31 protein-coding genes are annotated in these 21,740 nt (G+C 42.2%); all 31 read left to right on the top strand.

Annotated elements, in window-relative coordinates:
• Positions 1 to 34: 34 nt before the first annotated feature.
• Positions 35 to 511, top strand: coding sequence for a hypothetical protein (locus NOM01_RS04445; RefSeq protein WP_255746738.1), 477 nt, complete (start codon positions 35 to 37; stop codon positions 509 to 511).
• Positions 508 to 714, top strand: coding sequence for a hypothetical protein (locus NOM01_RS04450; RefSeq protein WP_255746740.1), 207 nt, complete (start codon positions 508 to 510; stop codon positions 712 to 714). The genes NOM01_RS04445 and NOM01_RS04450 overlap by 4 nt, the downstream gene beginning before the upstream one ends.
• A gap of 17 nt (positions 715 to 731) precedes the next feature.
• The gene (locus NOM01_RS04455; protein WP_255746741.1) at positions 732 to 1,031 is read left to right on the top strand and encodes a hypothetical protein; all 300 of its coding nucleotides are present in this window, start codon (positions 732 to 734) and stop codon (positions 1,029 to 1,031) included.
• Between the two features lie 49 nt (positions 1,032 to 1,080).
• Complete coding sequence (locus NOM01_RS04460) at positions 1,081 to 1,269, top strand: hypothetical protein (protein ID WP_255746742.1); 189 nt, start codon at positions 1,081 to 1,083, stop codon at positions 1,267 to 1,269.
• A 30-nt stretch (positions 1,270 to 1,299) separates the two neighbouring features.
• Positions 1,300 to 1,497: a hypothetical protein gene (locus NOM01_RS04465; RefSeq protein ID WP_255746743.1), complete on the top strand. Its 198-nt coding sequence runs from the start codon at positions 1,300 to 1,302 to the stop codon at positions 1,495 to 1,497.
• Positions 1,498 to 1,594: 97 nt separating this feature from the next.
• Positions 1,595 to 1,738 carry a hypothetical protein gene (locus NOM01_RS04470; RefSeq protein ID WP_255746744.1) on the top strand — a complete coding sequence of 48 codons (144 nt, stop codon included), beginning with the start codon at positions 1,595 to 1,597 and terminating at the stop codon, positions 1,736 to 1,738.
• A 15-nt stretch (positions 1,739 to 1,753) separates the two neighbouring features.
• Complete coding sequence (locus NOM01_RS04475) at positions 1,754 to 2,221, top strand: sigma factor-like helix-turn-helix DNA-binding protein (protein WP_255746745.1); 468 nt, start codon at positions 1,754 to 1,756, stop codon at positions 2,219 to 2,221.
• Positions 2,222 to 2,550: 329 nt separating this feature from the next.
• Positions 2,551 to 2,781 (top strand): hypothetical protein, encoded by a 231-nt coding sequence (locus NOM01_RS04480; RefSeq protein ID WP_255746747.1) that lies wholly within the window; start codon positions 2,551 to 2,553, stop codon positions 2,779 to 2,781.
• Between the two features lie 58 nt (positions 2,782 to 2,839).
• Positions 2,840 to 3,148 (top strand): hypothetical protein, encoded by a 309-nt coding sequence (locus NOM01_RS04485; protein ID WP_255746748.1) that lies wholly within the window; start codon positions 2,840 to 2,842, stop codon positions 3,146 to 3,148.
• 278 nt (positions 3,149 to 3,426) lie between these two features.
• Complete coding sequence (locus tag NOM01_RS04490) at positions 3,427 to 3,600, top strand: hypothetical protein (RefSeq protein WP_255746749.1); 174 nt, start codon at positions 3,427 to 3,429, stop codon at positions 3,598 to 3,600.
• A gap of 5 nt (positions 3,601 to 3,605) precedes the next feature.
• The gene (locus NOM01_RS04495) at positions 3,606 to 3,800 is read left to right on the top strand and encodes a hypothetical protein (protein ID WP_255746750.1); all 195 of its coding nucleotides are present in this window, start codon (positions 3,606 to 3,608) and stop codon (positions 3,798 to 3,800) included.
• Between the two features lie 83 nt (positions 3,801 to 3,883).
• Entirely contained in the window at positions 3,884 to 4,234 is a 351-nt protein-coding gene (locus NOM01_RS04500) for a P27 family phage terminase small subunit (RefSeq protein WP_255746751.1), read from the top strand.
• Complete coding sequence (locus NOM01_RS04505) at positions 4,231 to 5,949, top strand: terminase large subunit (RefSeq protein WP_255746752.1); 1,719 nt, start codon at positions 4,231 to 4,233, stop codon at positions 5,947 to 5,949. The genes NOM01_RS04500 and NOM01_RS04505 overlap by 4 nt, the downstream gene beginning before the upstream one ends.
• A 5-nt stretch (positions 5,950 to 5,954) precedes the next feature.
• Complete coding sequence (locus NOM01_RS04510) at positions 5,955 to 6,209, top strand: Gp49 family protein (protein WP_255746753.1); 255 nt, start codon at positions 5,955 to 5,957, stop codon at positions 6,207 to 6,209.
• Between the two features lie 17 nt (positions 6,210 to 6,226).
• On the top strand, positions 6,227 to 7,459 hold the full coding sequence (locus NOM01_RS04515) for a phage portal protein (RefSeq protein ID WP_255746754.1): 1,233 nt from the start codon (positions 6,227 to 6,229) through the stop codon (positions 7,457 to 7,459).
• A complete protein-coding gene (locus tag NOM01_RS04520; RefSeq protein ID WP_255746755.1) occupies positions 7,443 to 8,024 on the top strand; it encodes an HK97 family phage prohead protease in 582 nt (193 codons plus the stop codon). The genes NOM01_RS04515 and NOM01_RS04520 overlap by 17 nt, the downstream gene beginning before the upstream one ends.
• The gene (locus NOM01_RS04525; protein WP_255746757.1) at positions 8,015 to 9,283 is read left to right on the top strand and encodes a phage major capsid protein; all 1,269 of its coding nucleotides are present in this window, start codon (positions 8,015 to 8,017) and stop codon (positions 9,281 to 9,283) included. The genes NOM01_RS04520 and NOM01_RS04525 overlap by 10 nt, the downstream gene beginning before the upstream one ends.
• 14 nt (positions 9,284 to 9,297) lie before the next feature.
• The gene (locus NOM01_RS04530) at positions 9,298 to 9,459 is read left to right on the top strand and encodes a hypothetical protein (protein ID WP_255746759.1); all 162 of its coding nucleotides are present in this window, start codon (positions 9,298 to 9,300) and stop codon (positions 9,457 to 9,459) included.
• Complete coding sequence (locus tag NOM01_RS04535) at positions 9,459 to 9,758, top strand: hypothetical protein (RefSeq protein WP_255746761.1); 300 nt, start codon at positions 9,459 to 9,461, stop codon at positions 9,756 to 9,758. Before NOM01_RS04530 ends, NOM01_RS04535 begins: the two co-directional genes overlap by 1 nt.
• On the top strand, positions 9,739 to 10,089 hold the full coding sequence (locus NOM01_RS04540) for a phage head closure protein (protein ID WP_255746763.1): 351 nt from the start codon (positions 9,739 to 9,741) through the stop codon (positions 10,087 to 10,089). The genes NOM01_RS04535 and NOM01_RS04540 overlap by 20 nt, the downstream gene beginning before the upstream one ends.
• Positions 10,073 to 10,435 carry an HK97 gp10 family phage protein gene (locus NOM01_RS04545; RefSeq protein WP_255746764.1) on the top strand — a complete coding sequence of 121 codons (363 nt, stop codon included), beginning with the start codon at positions 10,073 to 10,075 and terminating at the stop codon, positions 10,433 to 10,435. Before NOM01_RS04540 ends, NOM01_RS04545 begins: the two co-directional genes overlap by 17 nt.
• Positions 10,432 to 10,764, top strand: a complete 333-nt coding sequence (locus tag NOM01_RS04550; protein ID WP_255746765.1) for a hypothetical protein — start codon at positions 10,432 to 10,434, stop codon at positions 10,762 to 10,764. Before NOM01_RS04545 ends, NOM01_RS04550 begins: the two co-directional genes overlap by 4 nt.
• A gap of 1 nt (position 10,765) precedes the next feature.
• A complete protein-coding gene (locus tag NOM01_RS04555) occupies positions 10,766 to 11,581 on the top strand; it encodes a major tail protein (protein ID WP_255746766.1) in 816 nt (271 codons plus the stop codon).
• 14 nt (positions 11,582 to 11,595) lie between these two features.
• Positions 11,596 to 12,000, top strand: coding sequence for a hypothetical protein (locus tag NOM01_RS04560; protein ID WP_255746767.1), 405 nt, complete (start codon positions 11,596 to 11,598; stop codon positions 11,998 to 12,000).
• 218 nt (positions 12,001 to 12,218) lie between these two features.
• The gene (locus NOM01_RS04565; protein WP_255746768.1) at positions 12,219 to 15,119 is read left to right on the top strand and encodes a phage tail tape measure protein; all 2,901 of its coding nucleotides are present in this window, start codon (positions 12,219 to 12,221) and stop codon (positions 15,117 to 15,119) included.
• 4 nt (positions 15,120 to 15,123) lie between these two features.
• Positions 15,124 to 15,948, top strand: a complete 825-nt coding sequence (locus tag NOM01_RS04570; protein WP_255746770.1) for a phage tail domain-containing protein — start codon at positions 15,124 to 15,126, stop codon at positions 15,946 to 15,948.
• Between the two features lie 12 nt (positions 15,949 to 15,960).
• Positions 15,961 to 17,439: a phage tail protein gene (locus tag NOM01_RS04575; protein ID WP_255746772.1), complete on the top strand. Its 1,479-nt coding sequence runs from the start codon at positions 15,961 to 15,963 to the stop codon at positions 17,437 to 17,439.
• The gene (locus NOM01_RS04580; RefSeq protein ID WP_255746773.1) at positions 17,439 to 19,256 is read left to right on the top strand and encodes a hypothetical protein; all 1,818 of its coding nucleotides are present in this window, start codon (positions 17,439 to 17,441) and stop codon (positions 19,254 to 19,256) included. Before NOM01_RS04575 ends, NOM01_RS04580 begins: the two co-directional genes overlap by 1 nt.
• 15 nt (positions 19,257 to 19,271) lie before the next feature.
• Positions 19,272 to 19,568 (top strand): hypothetical protein, encoded by a 297-nt coding sequence (locus tag NOM01_RS04585; protein WP_255746775.1) that lies wholly within the window; start codon positions 19,272 to 19,274, stop codon positions 19,566 to 19,568.
• A 74-nt stretch (positions 19,569 to 19,642) separates the two neighbouring features.
• Positions 19,643 to 20,920 carry a hypothetical protein gene (locus NOM01_RS04590; RefSeq protein WP_255746777.1) on the top strand — a complete coding sequence of 426 codons (1,278 nt, stop codon included), beginning with the start codon at positions 19,643 to 19,645 and terminating at the stop codon, positions 20,918 to 20,920.
• 19 nt (positions 20,921 to 20,939) lie between these two features.
• A complete protein-coding gene (locus tag NOM01_RS04595; protein WP_255746779.1) occupies positions 20,940 to 21,665 on the top strand; it encodes a GDSL-type esterase/lipase family protein in 726 nt (241 codons plus the stop codon).
• Positions 21,666 to 21,740: the final 75 nt, after the last annotated feature.

Genomic DNA, 21,740 nt, shown 5'->3' on the forward strand with positions numbered 1-21,740 from the left:
TTAATAGCCAGTGATGACGGTGAGGTGAATTCGATTGTCAGAGGAACTGAAGAGCCCGATTGTAGTGTTTAAATGCAGCACCAAGCTATTCAAGCATCCGCATAGGGTCGGAGATACCCTAGAAAATGATGGACACACTTATTTGATCATTGGTATTAACAACTACGTTCTGTATGGACAACACTTGACTATTTGGTTCACTTGCCAGGATTTAAATCAAATGAATTATGCAGACAGCGAACGAGTTTGGACACCTGTTGAACATTGGCAGGAGGTGTTAACAAGATGCAAATATGATGATGTTCGGTTGAAAGAAGCAACTACTCTGGGACGCGTATTCCTATTGGAGGGCACGTGGGTTAAAGCAATTGAATACTCGGACATAGAGATTGATGGAACGGATATAGAAGTTAGCTTCTATGCTAAGCCGATATTTCCGATTAGCCGCAAAGAAGCTCGAGCAAAACTATTTGAAGAGCGGCGGAAGAAGCTGCGGATTGAGTTGGCATGAACGGCGCAGTTGACAGCAATAGCGAAGAAAGGGATGGACGTATGGCACATTATGAATTGGAATTTTGTTTTCCAAATCAGCCCAAAATAATTCTAAAAGCCTTTGTTTCTGCCGGAAATGAAAAGGAAGCAAAGGATAGATTTGAAAAAGATTATCCAAATTTAATTGGTTGTAAGATTTTAAAAACCAAATTAGACAGCTAATACGAAGGAGGTAGGTCATGGACAGATTAACAGAGAAAACGATTGGCTGCTTTAAATATGATTTGAAAAATTTTAAACATAAGCCGAGAGAGTTCAACGATTACGACGCTTTCTATGCTTATCAGCTTGCTGTTAAGCGATTAGGCGAACTTGAAGATGCAAACGAGCCAAGATCAATTGAACAATGGGGAGAAGATGACGGAGATTGCCTGTGGTGGAGTTTTCCGATCGTTGAACCACCTTACTGTGGAAAGCCGCTAGACAGCGATTTTCCTAAACACGTTACCCATTTTACGAGATTAATTGTTCCAGAATAAAAATAAATTATGTCGCATTCCGACACTATGGCGAAGGAGTGAAACGAGATTGCAAGAGATTGAGACAAAGCAATATCTCAAGTGGAATGATAAATTTGGTGATCAGAACATGTTTATGGAAGGCAAGGACGATGACATTTTCTATGTGCAATGGGATGAAAACGGCGAGCAGCATCCGTCAATGATATCCCGTGAAAAGCTGATTCAATTTGCGAAGATGTTGGAGGACAAGCACTGATAATACTGATAAAATGGAGGTAGGGATAAATTGGAAAAATCCTTGAGGATTAAGAAAATCGAGGTTCCGATCATTAACGGAAAAGCAGAGTTAAAAGACGATGGACTTTACATTGTGAGCGGCGGGAAGATTGTCATGTATCCGCTGCCGGAATACGGAACTGTTGAAATTAAAAGTCATGCAGGCAAAGCGGATCATCCGCTATATCATGTCTTTGCCGAAAAATAAATAAGCCTAGCCTAACCGGAGAGAACGGAGGCACTTACTTAACGCATATGCGCTGAGTAGTGCCTCTTTTTTATTTTCTGAAAAGGAGCGATCGACAATGATTGTCCATTACAAAGGCAAAAAACGCAATAAGAAAATGCGAGATGGCAAGCCGCTTACTGAGGAAGACATCAAGCGGCTGATGAATATCGATACACCCATTTATCACAGAACCAAGGGTGGAGCATGGAAACAAAAGTAAAGGAGATGCGGCGGGATGAGCATGCGCAAATTGGTTTATGAATACAAGCAATCAATTCGGAAGATGAAAGTAGCTTATGAAGCCGCGGATCCGGAAGATAAGAAGATCATTGGCGGAATGATCAGAGACATGGAATACGCGGTGAAGTGGATGGAGAGTGGGCGGGATCCGGAGCGGAAACACGCTGATGCGGACAAAAGCCGCGTTTATTATTATGATCCAGCCATACTTAATGAAATTGGGAAGTCATTGTACATTCATGGCTGGCACCATAATCCGGACAATGATGAGCGGGTAAGCAGCTTTCTTGGGGCACATCTCACGAAGCGGGAAGAAGATGTTTACCGGCTTTACATTGGAGAAGGATTGAGTATGGCAAAGATCGGTGAATTGTTACATATTGCGAAGACGAGCGTGCAGAACTTGGTGGAGCGGGCGGAGAAGAAAGTCTGTGCGGAGAAGGAACAGGTACGGTTGTTTTAAACAAATGCACTTTTATATTAATCATTTAACTGATTTTTTTTTTTTATAATTTAAGTAAGCCCATTTGGAAAGATAAAACAAAACAAATGCAACGAGTTGCCAATCCAAAGAAATTAAATATGATATATCCGAGTGATAAAAGTACATAAATAACGTCACCATCCAATTAATTATTAGTCTGGACAAGCAAACAAAAAAATATTCCTTGTGGTACGAAATCCCAATATAGTGAAGAAAAGTTTGTTTATAGGGTACTAACATTATATTTTATGTAATTAGTAGAACAAACGTTCTCTTTTTGATATGATATTCAAAAGGAGATGGTTAAAATGTCTGACTGCTCATTTCATGAAAAAGTTCTTTTCGCAAAGAAACAAATTGATGATCCTGAATGTGAAATGTTTGATGTGCCAGTTGATGGACTTATTGAAGTGTCGAAAGCAACTGTGGATGAAGGCGTATTTACAGAAGATATGTTTAGCGAAAATGGATTGGACATAATTAAATTTCTGGACTTGATTAGAAACATGGAAGAGAAAAGGAAGAAAAAGAATCAGTAATGTAGCGCTCTTCGGAGTGCTTTTATTATGCCAAAATTTAAGGAGAGGTTGAACGGAGATGGCAGGTAAAAATAAACCATATGACATCCATATCGATTCTGTTTCTAGTATTCCTGATATTCTCTTAGGCGGTCAGAAACTACATGATGGCAGACATGGATTAATTGATTTTCGAATGCATTGGCACACGAATGAAGAGATCATACATGAAACTGAATGGCGAGCGCTTTTTGCAGAATCACAGTTTGATAAATTAGTTTTAACTTTCATCAAAGGTGTTGGGGAAGGCGCAAAGGCCTATAATGTTCCTTCGGATGTTAACACGTGTGAAGAAGCTGAAAGATGGTTGAATAGTCATGACCGTTAACTTCTACACTAGGTCATGTTGGAAACACAAGCGTAAGCGAGTGCTAAGGCGTGACGGTTACCTCTGCCAAGAGTGCAAGCGGTACGGTAAGTCACGTGAAGCACAGATGGTTCACCACTGTTATCCGTATGAGGATTATCCAGAGTATGCATTAGCTGACTGGAACCTAATTAGCATGTGCAATGGTCATGGTGATGCGATGCATGATCGTAAGACTGGCAAGCTTACAACATTGGGAAAGTACTGGAAAGAGCGTGCGACAAAGAGGAGGGAGCAAGATGCAGGACATGTATGATACTGTGTGGAGAATCGAGTCGGCATTGATTGGTAATCCACTCAAAGATAAACTTACTGAAGTGTTCAGACAACCATCGTTGACTGATCGGCAGGAGCAATTGATTGAGAAGAAGCAAGCGTTTCGTAAGTTTGTTTGTACGATGAGTGAGGAGTGATCAACGTGAGTACAGTACTCAAAACGATTCAAAATCAACTTAATCGAGTGAACAATGATATTGAGTATGAAGAGCGGAGCAGACTTGGCATACTCGAAGAACTACAAGGCAATGAATCGCGTTTGAAATCGCTAAAAGAACAGCGTGATGAACTGACAACATTCTTGGCAGAGAACAATCCCCCCCACCCTGAGCAGTGACGACGGGCGGCATGGAGACCGGTGTATGGAACTCTTTCCAATAGAGCGGGTTTCCAAAAACTTTTTTTCGGGAGGTGAGAGGCATGACGAAAGCAGCATCAAAAGAGACAATCAAGCGGCGAACGATCGAGGATATGAAAAAGCTCGGTGTTCACAAAACCCAGTATAATCGCTTGATTGACATCTATTCGGAACTCGTTCATCAGTATCTTGAATTAACAATTCAGTTTGAAGAAGGCGGCTATCAATTCCAGGTTGAGACCGACCAAGGCGGCGCGAAAAAATCACCTATAGTTGCAACCCTGGAGAACCTAAGAAAAGACATTTTGGCATATTCGGACCGGTTGTGTCTCTCGCCGAAAGCATTTGAAAATGTGACAGCAGAGACTGGAAAGAAATCCGTGCTTGCTGAAGCACTTAAAAATCTTTCATGAAGAAATTCCCGAATTATGATGCGGTCATCGAATATGCCAAAAGTGTTGCAAAGGGAAAGAAAGTCGCATGTAAAGAATTAGTCCAAGCATGTGAACGATTTTTAAAAGACCTGGAAAATAAAAAGTGGGAGTTCAAGCCGAAGGATGCCGAGTTTGTCATTGGCATCATTGAGAAAACGTTTGTTCATGATCAGGGTGAAAAACTTGATGGTACGCCTCTTCGGGGGCTTCCGTTTTTGCTTGAGCCATGGCAAAAATTTATTGTTTATAATCTGCTTGGATTCTACCAGACAGGAACAAAACTCAGACGCTTCAAAGAGGCGTTTATTTTTATACCCAGAAAAAATGGGAAGACGCGATTTGTCGGCGCACTGTCCTGGGCCTTGTCTCTGCTGAACCGCCGCTCAGGTTCAAAAATCTATATCACGTCAGCTGTCCTTGATCAGTCGTTGCAGAGTTTCAATTTTATTTTGTTTAACCTCAAGAACATGGGTGAAGAGGACAACTTTAGAGTGCTCGACAACAACCAGGAGCACAGTATTACCGGCGAACTTGGAGATGGATCACTATACGTCAAGGCGCTGGCCGCCAACCCGGATAAGCAAGATTCGCTCAACTGTAATATCGGGATTGCAGATGAAATGCACGCCTATAAAACGCCGAAACAGTACAACATCATCAAAGAGGCGATGAAAGCCTACAGCAATAAGCTGATGATTGGAATCACGACCGCCGGCGATGATATGACGAGCTTCTGCTATCAGCGTTTGCAGTACTGCTTGAAAATCCTTGCCGGCACGATCACCGATGATGCCTATTTCGTATTTATCGCAAAGGCGGAGGAAGCGAAGAACGGCGACGTGGATTATACGAATCCGGAGCAACATGAAAAGGCGAATCCGAATTATGGTGTGACGATCCGGCCGGAAGATATGATCAATGACGCGCTGCAGGCGCAGAACGATCCGCAGCAGCGGAAAGACTTTTTTGCCAAATCACTGAATGTGTATACTGCCGCTGTTAAAGCTTACTTTAATATTGACGAGTTTAGAGCGAGCGATCGGCAATATGAATGGGCACTGAGCCAGCTGGCCAAAGCGCCGATTCAATGGTATGGCGGTGCGGATTTATCGAAGATGCACGACTTAACCGCGGGTGCTTTGTATGGTGTGTACAAAGATGTGGATATCGCTATTACACACGCATGGTTCCCGATTGTTGCTGCAAAAGCCAAAGCGGAGGAGGACAACATTCCACTGTTTGGCTGGAAGGATGATGGATGGCTGGACATGTGCAATACACCAACCGTCAACCATTCCGACATTGTGAATTGGTTTGTGAAAATGAAGCATGCCGGATTCAAGATCAAGCAAGTTGGTTTTGACCGCAAGTTCAGCCGTGAATTCTATTTGGCCATGAAATCGAAGGGCTTTAAGATTATTGATCAGCCGCAATATTTTTACAAGAAGTCTGAAGGATTCCGGCATATTGAAAAGAAAGCGAAAGACGGAAAACTCTATTATCTGCATTCGCAGGCTTATGAATATTGCGTGCAGAACGTGGCGGCCGTTGAAAAAACGGATGATATGGTTCAATACGAAAAAGTACTACCGACGCAACGAATCGACTTGTTCGACGCGTCGGTTTTTGCTGCAATCCGAATGCTTGAAAATATGGAAAAGAAAACAGAAGCATCAAAATGGTTGGAAGGGTGATCAGATTGGTAAATAAAGTAACTCAAGAACAGATCAATAAAATCATGAATGAATCTGAATATAAAGTGTTTCACCGCATCTTCGGAAAGCAATGCCTTGTTGTCGCCAAGCTGCCGAATGGCTTTACAATTGTCGGCGAATCGGCTTGCGTCGATCCCAAAAATTATGATGAACAGATCGGCGAGGATTTGGCCAAGAAACGGATTGAAGACAAGATTTGGGAACTCGAAGGCTACAAGCTGCAGTGCTCACTATCTTGAAGGGAGGGTGATGAGCGTTGAGTAAACGAGGAAGCAGGCGTAATCGCGGTAGACAGCGCATTCGGTCGGAACCGATAACCCAACCTACTGCACTTGTGCAATGGCTTGCAGGAGAGGATTTATCCTCGCTCGCAGTGACCGGATACACTCGGTTATCTGACAATCCGGAAGTCCGCATGTGTGTGAACCGCATTGCTGATCTGATCAGCAGCATGACAATCCAGCTGATGCAGAATACAGAAGACGGCGATATTCGTGTAAAGAATGAATTGTCACGAAAAATCGACATCAATCCATATTCGCTGATGACGCGAAAGAACTGGATGTACAGCATTGTTTACAATCTCTTGCTGGACGGAAAGGGAAATAGCGTTGTCTATCCTAAAGTGGATAGCGGCGGTTATATCGCAGATCTTCAGCCACTACCACCTTCACAATTCAGCTTTTGGGATACTCCGGATGGTTATCAGGTGCTTTATGGCGGCAATCGATACAACCATGATGAGGTGCTGCATTTTGTAATTAACCCGGATCCGGAACGCCCATGGATTGGACAAGGATTCCGGGTGGTCCTGAAGGATATTGTTGACAATCTGAAACAGGCAAGCAAAACAAAAAATGGCTTTATGCAAGACAAATGGAAGCCATCGGTAATCATTTCGGTTGACGCGATGACCGATGAACTTTCTAGTAAAGAGGGACGCGAGAAGGTTCTTCAACGGTATATTGACGATACCGGAGGCGGGAAACCGTGGATTGTACCTTCCGAACTCATAAAAGTTGATCAGGTCAAGCCGTTGTCTCTTAATGACCTTGCCATTAATGACGCGGTGCAATTGGATAAACGAACGGTAGCGGGAATCTTTGGGGTGCCGGCTTTTTTCGTTGGTGTCGGTGATTTTAAAAAAGACGAGTACAACGCATTTATTAATTCGCGTATTCTACCGATCGCCCAGGGAATTGTCCAGGAGCTGACACGCAAACTTCTTTACTCGCCTGACCTTTATTTCCGCTTTAATCCGCGTTCGCTCTATGCATATGACATTCAACAGCTTGCCACGGTTGGTGGAGATATGTACGTGCGCGGCATCATGACCGGCAATGAGGTTCGTGATTGGCTTGGCCAGACGCCGCTTCCTGGTCTTGATGAGCTGAAAATACTTGAGAATTTTATACCAGCAAGCATGATTGGCGATCAAAAGAAATTGAACCCTGGACAAGGAGGTGGAGGAAGTGGCGGATCGGAATAAAAAGCAGGTGCGCACAGCAAATCTTGGTTTTAAAACAAGAGAAGCTGATGGACAGGATCCGGTGATTGAAGGATATTTTGCCGTATTCGGTCAACAGACAGAGCTGTTTCCAGGTGGATTTGAAGAGGTTGCTCCGGGCGCTTTTGATAATACGCTTGGCAATGACATTCGCGCATTGATTAACCATGACACAACGTTGGTTCTCGGCCGTAATAAAGCCGGTACACTCGAACTGAGAGCCGATGCACATGGCTTATGGGGAAGCATAAAGATCAACTCAAATGATTCGGATGCAATGAACGTCTATGAGCGCGTCAAGCGTGGCGATGTTTCACAATGCTCATTCGGATTTAACATCAACAAAGAAGATGTTGACTTTGGTGATGACGGAACGGTTAAGTGGACGCTTCGCGACATTGATCTGCAAGAAGTATCCATATGCACGTTCCCTGCCTACGAAGATACGGCGATCCAAGCGCGAAAAGCGGAAATTGAACAGCACCGCACTAAGCAACTTGAATTGAAAAAACACAATTTGAAAGAGAGGCTGAAAAAATGGCACTAAAACAAATTATGCTGGCAAAGAAAATTCAGCAACGCAAGGCGGCACTTGAAGCTCTTACAGCAGAAGAAACAACACTCAAGACACGTTCGGCAGAGGTCGAGCAAGCGATTGAGGAAGCGCAAACTGAAGAGGAAACCGCAGCTGTTGAAGAAGAAGTCAACAAGCTGGATACCGACAAAGCAGCCTTTGATGAGAAAAAAAGCAAACTTGAGGGCGAGATCACGCAACTTGAAACCGAACTTGAAGAGTTGAACAGCAAAGAGCCGCCAAAGCAGACGCGCTCGAACACAAGAAGCCAGGAGGGGGCAGAGGAAGGCATGAACAAATACCAGGTAAGGGAACTATTGAAGACCGGTGAATATTACAAGCGGGAAGAAGTTCGTGAGTTTTATGAGAAATTCAAAAATCTACGTGCGGTGTCGGGCGGCGAACTGACCATCCCTGAAGTCATCGTCAATCGAATCATGGACATCATGGGCGATTTTACGACTCTGTATCCGCTCGTTGATCGGATTCAAGTCAAAGGGACAACGCGAATTCTGATTGACACGGACACAACGGCAGCATCTTGGATTGAAATGCCTGGTGCGATTCCGACTGGTGATGTTGGCACGATCGGTGAAGTTGACTTCGATGGCTGGAAAGTCGGCAAGGTAACATTCGTTGACAATTATCTGCTGCAAGACAGCATCATTAATTTGGATACCTATGTCACGAAAAAAATTGCGCGCGCAATTGCCCTTGCTCTTGATCTTGCAATCGTTAAAGGAACCGGCGCAGCTGGCAAACAACCAGTTGGTATTATTCCACAGATTCCGGCTGGAAACAAAGCGGACGTTGTTGCAGATGAAAAATTGCTCATCAACCTGGTTAAAAAAATTGGCTTGATTGACACTGGCCTTGATGCAGTTGGCGAAATCGTTGCTGTCGTTAAACGCAGCACTTATTATAATCGACTCGTTGAATTCAGTATTAACGTGGATTCTTCAGGCAACGTGGTTGGCAAGCTTCCAAATCTTCGTAATCCGGATCTCGTGGGTTTGCGTGTTGTATTCAATAACAACCTGGATGAAGACACAGTCCTTTTCGGGGACTTCTCCAAGTACACGCTAGTTGAGCGTGAGAGCATCACGATTGACAGCTCGAAAGAAGTTAAGTTTGTCGAAGATCAGACAGCGTTCCGTGGCAAAGGACGCTTTGACGGCAAACCGGTGAAGCCAGAAGCTTTTGCTCTTTTAACCATCACACCACAAGCCTAAGGAGCTGATGATTGATGAAGTATGCAGTCGCGCGTCAATTTGCTGATAAGACAAGCAAGAAAATCTATCATCATGGCTCAACATATGAAACGACTAGCAAGAAACGTGCCGAAGAATTGCAGAAGGCAGGTTTCCTAGCCGGAACACCACCCGCCGCGAAAGCGGGTGATAAGTGATGAATGAGGGAGTAAAGACAACTCTATTAAGCTTGCTGAAGCTGGATTTAGGCATCACGCATGAACTGCGAGATGCCTATTTTAATGGATTGCTTGATACATCAGAAAGCGAGATTGCTCGAATGGGGGCATCGCTTGATTTAACGAAAGCAGATGATCAGATCCTGCTTGTGGATTATGCGGCTTGGTCTTATCGGAAGCGGATGGAAAATGTGCCGCTTGCTCGCAGTATCCAGTTCCGGATCCATAATCGATTAATTCAGAAGGCGGGTGCAGCTGATGCCGAGCCTGAAAGCTAGTGTCGGTGATCCGCGGAATATATCACTTGACGATGTATGTAAACTCATTGATGTAGTCACGACAGAGGATGAACTTGGACAACCTATCGAGTTTGAAAAACCCAGACAAATATTCTGTTCACGAATAAGCGTTTCCCGTGCAGAGTTCGCCGCGGCGGGTCAGGTCGGGTTAAAAGCACAATTGGTCCTTGTGGTAGATTCGGATGAGTATGATGGTGAAGATCGAGTGGACTACATAGAAAAGCGGTATTCCATTTATCGAGATTTCATGCGCTCGGACGGATATACGGAACTGTATTGCGAGGTGAAGAGCGGTGCCTATAAAGCTTAATCAGCTTACAAATGAAATTGCTCGTGCTCTGTCAGAGTACTCCGATGAAGTTGAGGACAAGCTCAACAAGGATAAAGACAACATTTCAAAGGAAGCCGTTTCAGAGTTGAAAGCAGCCAGTCCAACTCGAACCGGTGACTATGCTAAGAATTGGGCTAGAAAAAAGACTGCATTTGGTTATGTCGTCTATAACCGCGCACCAACTTACCGATTGACACATCTACTCGAACGAGGGCACATGAATCGAGACGGTAGCCGAACGGCACCGCGTGTGCATATTGCACCGGTTGAAGAAAAAGTAATTGATAACTTCACTAAAGCGGCAGAGAAAGCGGTGAAGGGATGACACTTGCAGAACTGAAAACGATGCTCTTACAAACCGGGTACCCGGTTTTTTATCATCACTGGAAGAAATCGACGCAATATCCAGAGTGTCCGCCACCGCCCTTTATTTGCTATTTATCTGCGGAATCAAACCATTTTATGGCTGATGGGAAGGTCTATCAAAGGGTTCCGGGAATAACTGTAGAGCTTTATACAGATAAAAAGGACTTGGCTGCGGAATCAGCGATTGAACAGTTGCTGGATGATAACGAGATACCTTACCAGGATGATGAGGTATGGATTGAAGATGAACAGCTATATGAAAAAACATATGATTTGGAGTTGATATAAAATGCCGAAAAAAAATAAAGTGCGCTATGGGCTGAAAAATGTACATTACGCAATCATCACGGAAAATGCTGACGGAACACTAACGTTCGGCATTCCGGTTCCGTGGAAAGGCGCTGTTAATTTATCGCTTGAAGCGCAGGGTGATCCTGCTGAGTTTTATGCGGATGATGGCCTTTATTTCAATGTACCCGTGAATAACGGCTATGATGGCGAACTTGAAATGGCTCTCATTCCCGATGAATTTAGAACAGAGGTTCTAGCGGAATTGTTAGCAAATGGCGTTCAAGTGGAAGACGGAAACGCAAAGGGTTATAAGAAGTTTGCGCTATTGTTCGAATTCGACGGAGATGTAAAATCGATCAGACATGTGATCTATTACTGCTCGGCATCACGGCCAACAGAAGAAGGCGGTACGGTCGAAGATTCTATCGAACCACAGACAACAACGCTGAATTTCCAAGCCCGTAAGCGTCCAGATAATGGACTGGTTAAGGCACGTTGCACAGAAGATGCAGCGGATGCAATCTACAACGGCTGGTATGATTCGGTATTTGAACCGACAACCGTTTTGGCTACTGGCGTAACGATTGTACCAGAGACAGTTAATCTGGCTGTCGATGCAATCCAACAGTTAGCAGCAACGGTTAGTCCGGCTAATGTGACAAACCGAAATGTTGTATATCTGTCGAGTGATCCGTCTATTGCAACAGTATCGGATGCCGGTCTTATCACTGGGGTCGCTGCCGGTTCTGCAACGATCACAGCTAAAACAGCAGACGGAAGTTTTTCTGACACTTGTATCGTAACGGTTGCATAAGGAGTTGAATCATTTTGGAAAAGACAATTACAGTTTCCGGGAAACAAGTGCGTCTAAAAACTTCAGGCGCATTTCCTTTGCGTTTTAAAGCACAATTTCATAAAGACTACTTCAAGGAACTGACCAAGTTGGTTCCTTTGCTAGATGTTTACGAAAAAGTGAATAAAAGCAAAAGTAAAAAAAGTGAACTACAGGGCGCTGTTGATGCCATTGATCTTCTCGACTTTGACCTGCTTTACAACATCGTTTGGACGATGGCAAAAACTGCAGATCCCAAAATTCCCGAGCCTTTTGAATGGCTGGACCAGTTTGAGTCGTTCCCTATCATTGATGTTTTGCCACAAGTGCAGGAAATGTTGACGGCGATGATCACTACGGAAAAAAACTCATTAGCAGCGAATCAGGCGGCGAACCATTAACCACTGATTCGCTGCTTTTTATGGCTTATAAAACAGGCCTGAGAAGGGCGGACATCGATGACATGGATATTGGCCAAATGATGGATTACATCGATGAGTACATTAAAAATACGAATTCGAAGAAAAAATCAAGTAATAAAAGACAGGCAAAGCAAAAAGATTTTGATAATTTTTAAGTCCCTCAGGGGGCTTTTATTTTTTATTTGGGAGGTGAGAAGATGGCGAGCAGAATTAAAGGGATAACAATTGAAATAGACGGAAATACGACCGGTCTTGAAAAGGCGCTGCAAAGTGTAAATAGTCAGGCACGGTCGATGCAAGGACAACTGAATGACGTAAATCGTTTGTTGAAATTTAATCCGGGAAATGTCACGCTGCTCGCTCAAAAACAAAAGCTTCTCGCCTCCCAAGTTGAAAATACGAAGGATAAGCTTAATCAGCTGAAACAGGCTGAATCACAGGTTCAGAAGCAATTCGCAGAAGGCAAGATCAGCGAAAAGCAATACCAAGCCTTCCAGCGTGAAATTGTGGCAACAGAAGGAAAGCTTGAACATTTCAAGGGACAATTAGCGGAAGCAAGTGCCGCTTTGAAAGCTAATGGTTCCGTTGCTCACCAAGTTGCAAAAGACTATCAAGAGTCGTTTGACGATGCTAAAAAGTCGATGAACAACACATTCGATGGATTGAAAACGGCTGGGAAAACAGTAACTGCAGCGGGTGCAGGTATAGCGGCCGGACTTGGTTTTGCAGTCAAATCGGCTGCTGATTTTGACCAGGCTATGGCCAATGCTTACGCTGTTATGGCTCCTGATGAAGTAAATAAATTTAAAGGTGCGCTGAAAGACCTGGCTGTACAAATGGGCGCAGAAACAAAGTATAGCGGAAAAGAAGCGGCTGAAGGCATCGGAGAACTTCTTAAAGCGGGTGTCAGTGTCACGGACGTAATTCATGGAGGTTTAAAGGGCGCATTGTCACTAGCAACAGCTGGGGACCTCAGCCTTGCTGATTCAGCTCAAATTGCATCCACTGCACTTAACGCTTTCAAAAATGATAATTTGTCCGTATCTAAAGCGGCAGACATTTTAGCAGGTGCGGCAAATGCATCGGCTACAGATGTGTCTGAATTGCAGTATGGGCTTAGCATGGTATCTGCTGTGGCTTCAGGTGTTGGTTGGAGCTTTAAAGATACGACGACTGCGCTTGCTGAGTTTGCCCAAAATGGGTTGCGTGGCAGCGATGCAGGTACGTCTCTAAAGACAATGTTATTAAACCTTCAGCCAGCTACGGATAAAGCGGCCGGAAAGATGAAAGATCTTGGCATCATAACAAAAGATGGGAACAATCTTTTTATCGATTCAAAGGGGAATTTCAAGGGATTAGCTGAGGTTTCTCAGATTTTACAGGATCATCTCGGCGGGTTAACAAAGGCCCAGCAGCAAGCAGCGCTAAAAACTATGTTCGGTACCGATGCAGTACGAGCGGCGAACATCATGATGAATGAAGGGGCAAAGGGCGCCACTAATATGGCAACTGCCATGGGCAAGGTTTCAGCTGATGACGTGGCTGCACAGAAAATGAATACGTTAAAAGGCGCTATCGAGTTGTTGAAAGGTTCTCTGGAAACCGCAGCCCAAACCATAGGGGATGCACTCCTTCCGGCTTTACGTGTGCTGGTTGGTGCGGTTCAGGGACTTGTCGATAAGTTCAACTCACTGCCTAAAGGCATGCAGTCTTTTATTGCGATTGGTGCGGCAGTGGCCGCAGCCCTTGCTCTGATAATCGGTCCGATTTTGCTGTTGATTGGTTTTCTCCCTGCAATTGCTGCAGGATTTGCGATGCTCGCGGGTCCAGTCGGTGCGGTGATTGGCATTGTTGCACTGGTTGTGGCAGCAATTATCGGTTTGGTTGCGATTATCAAGAATCTATGGCAAACAAACGAACAGTTCCGAGATAACGTGATGACGATATGGAAGGGGATCCAGGCCATTTTTCAGGCTGTTATGCCGGCGATTACGGCGATCGTTAAAGTTGCGTGGTTCTTGATAAAATCAATCATCGTCAGCGTGCTTGATGCGGTTAAAAACGTGATCTCTGGAGCAGTAGGTGTGATAGCAAATATTTTCAAACTGTTCGGATCTCTGTTAACTGGTAATTGGAAAGGTGCTTGGGATGCGATTAAAGGCTTGCTTCAAAGCGCTGTTCAGTTGATTTGGGGCATTGTTAACTTGTATTTTGTTGGAAAGCTTCTCGCTCCGTTACGCGCATTTGGACCTGCAGCAAAAAGTATCTTGCAAGCAATATGGGGGGCAATCAAGGGCATCTTTACAGGCGGAGTTGGAGCTATTCGCGGGTTTGTAGAAGGCGGATTTAACCTGATTAGGAGTGTCATTTCAAATGTAATGAATGGTGTTCGTAGCGTGATCTCGACTGTGTGGAATTTTATCAGGGGGAATATATCCGGTGCAGTGAGCAGTGCGCGTAGTGCAGTCAGTGGGGCTTTTAATGCAATTCGTAGTGTGGTAAGCAGTGTTATGGGCGGCATAAAAGGAGCGGTTTCCAGAGGGTGGAACGCAGCGGTTAGCTTTTTAAAGGGTATCAATCTAGCATCAATCGGTAAAAACATCATTCGGGGGCTAATTAACGGGATCGGATCGATGATGGGTGCGATCACGGACAAGATTAAATCAATTGCAGGAAACATTACGGGTGGAATTAAAAAAGCTCTTGGCATTCACTCTCCGTCACGTGTGATGCGTGATGAAGTCGGCAAAATGGTAGGGGCTGGCCTCCAAGTCGGTATGTTAGATTCTCTTAAAGGAATAGGCCAAGCCGCTGATCAAATGGCCAATGCATCGATCCCAAATGTTCCTGACGTTGCATCCGTTAATTCTACTACCTCAGGTGGCACTGGAGGTTCATCCGCTGTCTTCGGATCATCTTCCGATGGCATAGCTAAGCTATTATCAGCACAATTGGATATGGCTCAGCAACAGATCGACTTACTCATGAAACTGCTGCTGAAAAGCAACGATGTAGTGATTGACCAGGATGCACTTGAATCGGTTATCAGCCGCCGTCAAGCACAAAGATACAATGCCGCGGCATACATGGGGGGCTGATCGCATGCGGGAAACTCTAATTATTGAAAAAAAAGATGGAACAAAGTTGGAAATCAATGAAATCAAAGGTGCCCATCTTATCAGCGTTGATGATCAAGGTCCGCAACCCGTTACAGAGTACACGCAACTCGTTGGTGTAGATGGTCAAAGAGATAACGGTACTACTTTTGGACTAAGAGTGATTCAAGCAACTTTTTTATTTGACGGGATTGATCGATGGGATTATACGTTAGCCACTCGTGAAATTTGGTCAAAGCTATTCGATTATGATGCCTACTACATTACATGGACACGCATGCCAGGAATTCGCTACCTCGTTCACTGCAGGCCGTTTCAATTCACTAAGGTAAGTTATGGAGCGGGATCGTTTACAGTTGAATTTGAGGCGCCTAGGGGTTTTGGTGAGAGCATCGGGCGTACGGATCTAGATCCGATCAATATGCAGTCCGATAAATACCAGATGATTGGGCAGGGTTTCCCCATCAATGAGGATTTGATTTATACACATAAGGAAAACAGTTTTCGTATTTTTAATGCGGGATCGATTCGAATCAATCCACGGTTCCAATTTTTATTAATTCGCCTTAAAGGTACCGGTTCACCAACTTTGACGAATCGAACAACCGGTGAGGTTTTTAAATACAATCAAACGCTTGGAGATTCTGAAGAGTTGATCATTGAAGGTGTATATCCGAAGCTTAACGGAGTAAATTGCGGTCGTGATACCAATCATGGACTGATCAGCCTAGCGCCTGGATGGAATGACATGGATCTTACTGGATTAAACAATCCTGAATCTACTTTTGGCTTTTATTTTCTGTACAAATAGGAGGTGATCGCGTTGAATGATTTAATCGTTAATGATAGTCTAAATGAAGAAATACTCATTGATTTTGATCCAGATAGTTTAGTAGAAGAATGGGCAAAAAATTCTGCTTGGTCAATCAGTCTACAAGTTATTAAGACACCGAGGAACGCGGTTACTTTCGAGATGATACAGAATGAAACAACGATCCTTTATGCAGGGCAAAAATTCGTTATTAAAGGTCTTGAGCCGAAAGCAAGCGGACCGGTAACAATTAAAAATATTACTGCACCACATATATATTTCACTTGCCAGGATCATCGACAATATGAAAAGCAAAGCAAGACTTGGACGATTGAAGATGCCATGCATTGGGCGTTTGATAGTAATGTCTTGGGTTTTACGTGGGAAGTTATCGGAACCTTTCCGCATATTCAAATGGATGAATTCGGTGATGCCAATGCACTGGACATGTTGAATAAAATACTGAGCGTCTTTGGCGCTGTTGTAGAAGCGGACAATAAGCATTTAGTGCTGCATCCAGCATCCAGCTGGGGATTGATCACATCAAAGCAGATTCGGTATCAACACAACACCGACGAGATTAGCGTGTCGATTGATACAAGCAATCTGAAAACGGTCATTCGAGGCTTTGGTGCTCAGAACGAAGATGGATCCTATGTGTTTGACCCAATAACGTACACTAGCCCCAATGTTGAAAAGTTTGGTGAACGGCATGCTGAACCGATTCGTGATGATCGCTTTACTAATCCGGAATCAATGCAGACCTATTTGCCAACACAGTTGAATGATGAGCCGGAAATAAGTATGACGGTTCCTCTGAAGGTGGATGAAGAAGTAAATCGTGGTGAACATCGGCTATTAATCTATGAACCCATGGATTTGGATATTGATGTTCAGGTCATTGCTTATAAAAAATATCCAGCAGTTAAAAAAGCACCTGAGGTTACTTTTTCGAACAAATCCCAGGACGTTGTTGATGTAATCACTGGTTTTGCGTCAACAACCAAAACAGTCAACAAAGTAATCAGCAGCAGCGGATCAATTAATTCGGATGCATTGGGAACGGATATATCGCAAGCAGTGCAAAAAATCAACAGCGTCATCACCAGTGATGGGAATATCGACCTGAACAAATCAGAGGGGCGATTGGACGACAGCAAGGTGAGTGTTGGCCCTGAGACAACCTTTGCTGAAGGATATGATCCAACAGAAATTCAGATGCCCGGACTAGCCACTCAATCAAAAAATGGATTAATGGCTGCAGCGGATAAAAAGAAACTCGATCTCATTGTTGTCGATGATGACGGTCACCCGATAATCACTATCCCAGTCGTCACAGTAACAAAAGACGGGCTCATGAAAAAAGAGGATTTTGCCAAACTTGGCAGGATCCTTTTTTCGGGTTCCAACTCAATTGATTTACAAAACATACTTGATACCTTAGAAAATCACGAGCAACGCATTACAGAACTCGAAGGAGGCACAGAATAATGAAATGGCCATATGTTTTCCAAGCAACCCAGTACATGAAGGAATTTTATACACAACTTGTCGGGCTATTTAAAAATGTCGGAGACGACATGCAGGAACAGAAGGATCGCGTTGATACTCTTATTCAGGGCACGCCTCAGCCGTCCGAAGTCGTTGATATGCGTCTTGGTCGAGATGGACAAACCTACCCGGTTGCAAGGGATATGGTGCTTGGAGAGATCGGAAAAACGGAAGCCGCACAGGCGGCAGTCAATGAGGACACTGCTGCGCAGTTGGCAGATATTGCGATAAATCCTGCTTCGTTCGGAGCGGTTAATGATGGTCAGGTGCATACATTAAGCGAATTTTATTCAACGCTTTCAGCAGCCCAAGCAATATATCCAGCAGCGACTAGTTTGGATAATAATATCAACGATCTTGCTCTTCAAAAAAGTTTTGATTATTGCCATAACAGCCATTTCCGGTGCTTGCTTATTGGCTTGTACTATGTGACAGCTTCGCTGAACGCTTACGATGTTCCGATTGATTCTGTACGTAATGATTATGGAGATGGGTCGGATTCTGGTTTTATTTGTGGTGCCGATGGGATAACTGTACTTACTGTATCAGGAACTGCAATTACGGGAAAACTTGTTCTTTTTGGTAATAATCATATTTCAAATGGATTTTTGTCTGATGGCTGTTTACTTGCAAAGCACGGGAAAATAAGAGCCTATAAGTTTGACGGATTTGGCGTGAAAATTAATCGAATCAATGACTCTATTATAGAAGATATATCAGTGGAACAGTGTGGAAATGAGAATGAGTACGCAATAAGTATCAATGATGCTGGCGACACCACAAATACATCACATTTCTTAAGAATTCAAGCCGAAGACTGTAAATATAAAGCTATTTTTATTTCACCAAATACTTTATGTTGCAAGTTCGATTGCATACATTCTGAAGGAGCACTCGGGGATGGTGTGAATGTTACATGGCAACTTGGCGGTGATAGTGTCTCATATGACGTTGTTCGGCTGCAAGGTGATGATGCTTTGTGCAAGGCTAATTTATTTGGTGGTACGATGTCGTTTAAGTCGTTGAGAATAGAAGGTAATATCGAAACTGTATGGCAAACATCAGGATCTAAACTTTCGATCGAATCGAGTAGTATTCAGGGAAACTTTCATCAAGCATTAGGAGATTTTGGTGTATTAAAGGCAACCGGTACTTCATTTCAAGAATTAACAGGCGATCAGAAAAAGAGTAAATATGATACTTGTACAATCGATAAATTAACCTGTGGATTAGTGAACAGTGTGACAGATTGGTATGAAGACGCACCAATTTTTGAAAACTGTGAGATTCATGATTTAGATTCTGCATCAACACAATCTGCTGGCATATTTAAAAATTGTGCCTTTACCTACTGGACGAAATTATTGTATGCGATGATACTTGATCATTGTAAAACTCCTGTATTAGCTGCTGATGCAACATACAAGAAATTGATACTTATTAAGACAACAATTAATGGCGACCTGCATTCAGGTGGTGGGGTATTAGAAATGTATAATTCGCGTGTAACGGGAAGTTTACTCAATACAGATCTATCTGATAATCCTGTGAATCCAATAAAAAGATTTATTAATGATAGATCATCGGTTGGTCAGACAGTATCATCAGCATTCAACCAATTGCCAACTGCTGGACCTTACTTTACAGGCGAAAAATCATACTATCTAAATCCATCTTCAGGAGGTTTTATCGGCTTTGTTGTTATCGCAGGAGGAGATCCGGGAACGATAAAAGAATTTGGACAAATTAGTGCATAATGGGGGTTTTTAATAATGGGATTATTACTGAATCAAGCGACATTTGACACAGGTATCACACTAAATAATGTGTATGTACGCGTGTATACCGTATCCGGTGGTAAAGATGCTGGAAAAATTATAGCAGATTTTTTTAAATCGCGAGATGATGCTACAAATGGAGCACGTGCTCTAAAAACTGAAATTATTGGGATAACTTTTGATGTTACATCTTCAGCAAAAAATTTTGTGATCCAAGCATATGACTCACTGAAAACGTTAACGGAATTTCAGGGCGCAATGGATATTATGGAATCTGGTCAATCAATATAATTTAGAAAATTAGTTTACCTGTGTCATTTAAAATATTATTATTAAATTAAAATAATAATATTGGAGCAGATGATATGAACGAGTTAGAAATAAATAGAAAAAAATATTGCTTGCCTATTCTTTTACTTTGCCTATTTTTGATTGTATTTCCCAAGGGAGGGTTTAAAGCTGGGGCAGTACCGTTAACATTTGGCTATATGTTGCTTGCTCTATTCTTTCTCATTTCCCTAGTTGGAATTTTGTTAAGAAAAGAAAGGGTGATACGAAGTAATATTATTATTGTGATTTTTTCAACCATTCCATTTCAGATATTAATTTTGCTGAACTTTTATAGCAATGGAGTTTCTAATTTAGGAATGGCTATTTCGATGATCGCTTCTTTTATTTTTTTGCCATGGGCAATGATTATGGTTTTTGAATATTATCTAAATAAGATGAGTTATAGTTACTTATTTAAGATGATTAAATGGTCTGTATTTATAATTGCAATTTACGGGATCTTCTTGTTCTTGTATTTCCAGGCGACAGGAAAATATTTTGAAATTCCTTATTTAACGGTGAATATCGATGATGCGGGGACATTAACTGATAAATATAATATGAGGGGAGATATATCAAAATTAATTTCAACATATAATAATGGTAATATTTATGGTATTTCTTTACTTATTATTCTTCCGCTTTATTCTTATCTTGAAAATAGCAAGGTGAAGAAAATAATTGTCAATTTGTCGATTGTTCTCACTTTGTCAAGAACGGTATGGGTAGGGTTATTCATTTATTATTTACTAAAAATAGTATATATTAACAAATCAAAGATAAAAGCTGTACTTTTTGGGATTGTGGGAATATCCGGATTTTTCTTTGCCATTACAAAGCTATTAGATTTAATGCAAATGAACTCTTCATTCATATTGGATTCATCCATGGGTGGGAGATCCGAACAATTTCAATTGCTAAAGAGTATAGGTTTATTTTCCTACGTACCTTTTGATGGAATTGGTGAAATAACCTATGTTTTTATACTTGAGTTTTTTGGGGTAATAGGGATAATCTTTTTTACTTTGGCTATGTGTACACCGATAATCCTGCATTTTATGAAATTTAACTCTTTTAGTAAATCAGAATATAAAAAGAGTCTTGTTTCAGGACTGATTATTTATTTACTAATTTCCTGTTCGGATGGAGCGGTACAGTATATTCCTGTAATGGTTTTTTATTGGTTCGTTGTTGGGTTACTACTATCGGGAAATCCTGACTTTAAAACTACAGTAGTGAATCATGATACTATTAACAAAGTGAAATCTAAAAGCAGAAAGCGACTGTTACCAAAGATCGTTTGGTCAAAGTAGGCACAAAGGCGGTTAAGACATGAAAAAGCTGAAAATTATTTTCACTGCATCATTAGTAATTAACATCTTATTTTTGCTATTGTCTGGAATTTTAATTTATAAAAAAGGAGGAATTTCTTATATAACAAATAAAATAACTAACCAACCATCGAAAACATTGTTTCCATATTACTATGATAGAAAAGATCTATTTTCTCAGTTAAAATTGAGTAATAGTGATATTGTTTTCTTGGGTGATAGTCTTACTGATTATAATGAATGGTCTGAATCATTTAATCATAATTCTAGCATAGTTAATAGAGGGATTGCTGGGGATAGAATTTGGGGCGTATATGATCGGCTTGACGAAATAACATCTGGCCATCCCAAAAAAATATTTTTAATGATCGGAATAAATGATCTGGGTAACGGTGAAAGCATAAGTAGCATTGTTACTTATTACCAAAAAATAATTGATACTGTTAAGAAGAAAACACCGAAAACAGATTTAATAATTCAGAGCAATCTTCCAGTTAATGATAGGAAGAACACACAAGCATTACCGGGAGTAAAGAATAGTGATATCATTAAGCTGAATGAACAAGTCAAACAATTGACGGATAAGAAGAATGTAACATTCATTAATTTATATCCTCTTTTTGTGAAAAAAGGGGAAATGAATCCAAGCTTAACAACTGATGGTGTTCATCTTAATGCCAAAGGATATACGATTTGGGAAAATGTAATTAGAAAGCATGTCCAATAAGGACGCTACTGCGCAACAAGAGAAATGATTAATTAGAGACCAATTTTGGTCTCTTTTTTACTATCATAATGCCTA

Origin of the sequence: Sporolactobacillus sp. STSJ-5 (genome assembly GCF_024385605.1) — a bacterium.
Taxonomy (GTDB): Bacteria; Bacillota; Bacilli; order Bacillales; family Sporolactobacillaceae; genus Sporolactobacillus.

What these genes read in the sequence shown, in the direction of transcription:
- NOM01_RS04450 (WP_255746740.1), top strand. Translation starts at nt 508, where the DNA reads ATGAACGGCGCAGTTGACAGCAATAGCGAAGAAAGGGATGGACGTATG.
- NOM01_RS04455 (WP_255746741.1), top strand. Translation starts at nt 732, where the DNA reads ATGGACAGATTAACAGAGAAAACGATTGGCTGCTTTAAATATGATTTG.
- NOM01_RS04470 (WP_255746744.1), top strand. Translation starts at nt 1,595, where the DNA reads ATGATTGTCCATTACAAAGGCAAAAAACGCAATAAGAAAATGCGAGAT.
- NOM01_RS04475 (WP_255746745.1), top strand. Translation starts at nt 1,754, where the DNA reads ATGAGCATGCGCAAATTGGTTTATGAATACAAGCAATCAATTCGGAAG.
- NOM01_RS04480 (WP_255746747.1), top strand. Translation starts at nt 2,551, where the DNA reads ATGTCTGACTGCTCATTTCATGAAAAAGTTCTTTTCGCAAAGAAACAA.
- NOM01_RS04485 (WP_255746748.1), top strand. Translation starts at nt 2,840, where the DNA reads ATGGCAGGTAAAAATAAACCATATGACATCCATATCGATTCTGTTTCT.
- NOM01_RS04490 (WP_255746749.1), top strand. Translation starts at nt 3,427, where the DNA reads ATGCAGGACATGTATGATACTGTGTGGAGAATCGAGTCGGCATTGATT.
- NOM01_RS04500 (WP_255746751.1), top strand. Translation starts at nt 3,884, where the DNA reads ATGACGAAAGCAGCATCAAAAGAGACAATCAAGCGGCGAACGATCGAG.
- NOM01_RS04505 (WP_255746752.1), top strand. Translation starts at nt 4,231, where the DNA reads ATGAAGAAATTCCCGAATTATGATGCGGTCATCGAATATGCCAAAAGT.
- NOM01_RS04525 (WP_255746757.1), top strand. Translation starts at nt 8,015, where the DNA reads ATGGCACTAAAACAAATTATGCTGGCAAAGAAAATTCAGCAACGCAAG.
- NOM01_RS04530 (WP_255746759.1), top strand. Translation starts at nt 9,298, where the DNA reads ATGAAGTATGCAGTCGCGCGTCAATTTGCTGATAAGACAAGCAAGAAA.
- NOM01_RS04535 (WP_255746761.1), top strand. Translation starts at nt 9,459, where the DNA reads ATGAATGAGGGAGTAAAGACAACTCTATTAAGCTTGCTGAAGCTGGAT.
- NOM01_RS04540 (WP_255746763.1), top strand. Translation starts at nt 9,739, where the DNA reads ATGCCGAGCCTGAAAGCTAGTGTCGGTGATCCGCGGAATATATCACTT.
- NOM01_RS04550 (WP_255746765.1), top strand. Translation starts at nt 10,432, where the DNA reads ATGACACTTGCAGAACTGAAAACGATGCTCTTACAAACCGGGTACCCG.
- NOM01_RS04555 (WP_255746766.1), top strand. Translation starts at nt 10,766, where the DNA reads ATGCCGAAAAAAAATAAAGTGCGCTATGGGCTGAAAAATGTACATTAC.
- NOM01_RS04565 (WP_255746768.1), top strand. Translation starts at nt 12,219, where the DNA reads ATGGCGAGCAGAATTAAAGGGATAACAATTGAAATAGACGGAAATACG.
- NOM01_RS04570 (WP_255746770.1), top strand. Translation starts at nt 15,124, where the DNA reads ATGCGGGAAACTCTAATTATTGAAAAAAAAGATGGAACAAAGTTGGAA.
- NOM01_RS04580 (WP_255746773.1), top strand. Translation starts at nt 17,439, where the DNA reads ATGAAATGGCCATATGTTTTCCAAGCAACCCAGTACATGAAGGAATTT.
- NOM01_RS04585 (WP_255746775.1), top strand. Translation starts at nt 19,272, where the DNA reads ATGGGATTATTACTGAATCAAGCGACATTTGACACAGGTATCACACTA.
- NOM01_RS04590 (WP_255746777.1), top strand. Translation starts at nt 19,643, where the DNA reads ATGAACGAGTTAGAAATAAATAGAAAAAAATATTGCTTGCCTATTCTT.
- NOM01_RS04595 (WP_255746779.1), top strand. Translation starts at nt 20,940, where the DNA reads ATGAAAAAGCTGAAAATTATTTTCACTGCATCATTAGTAATTAACATC.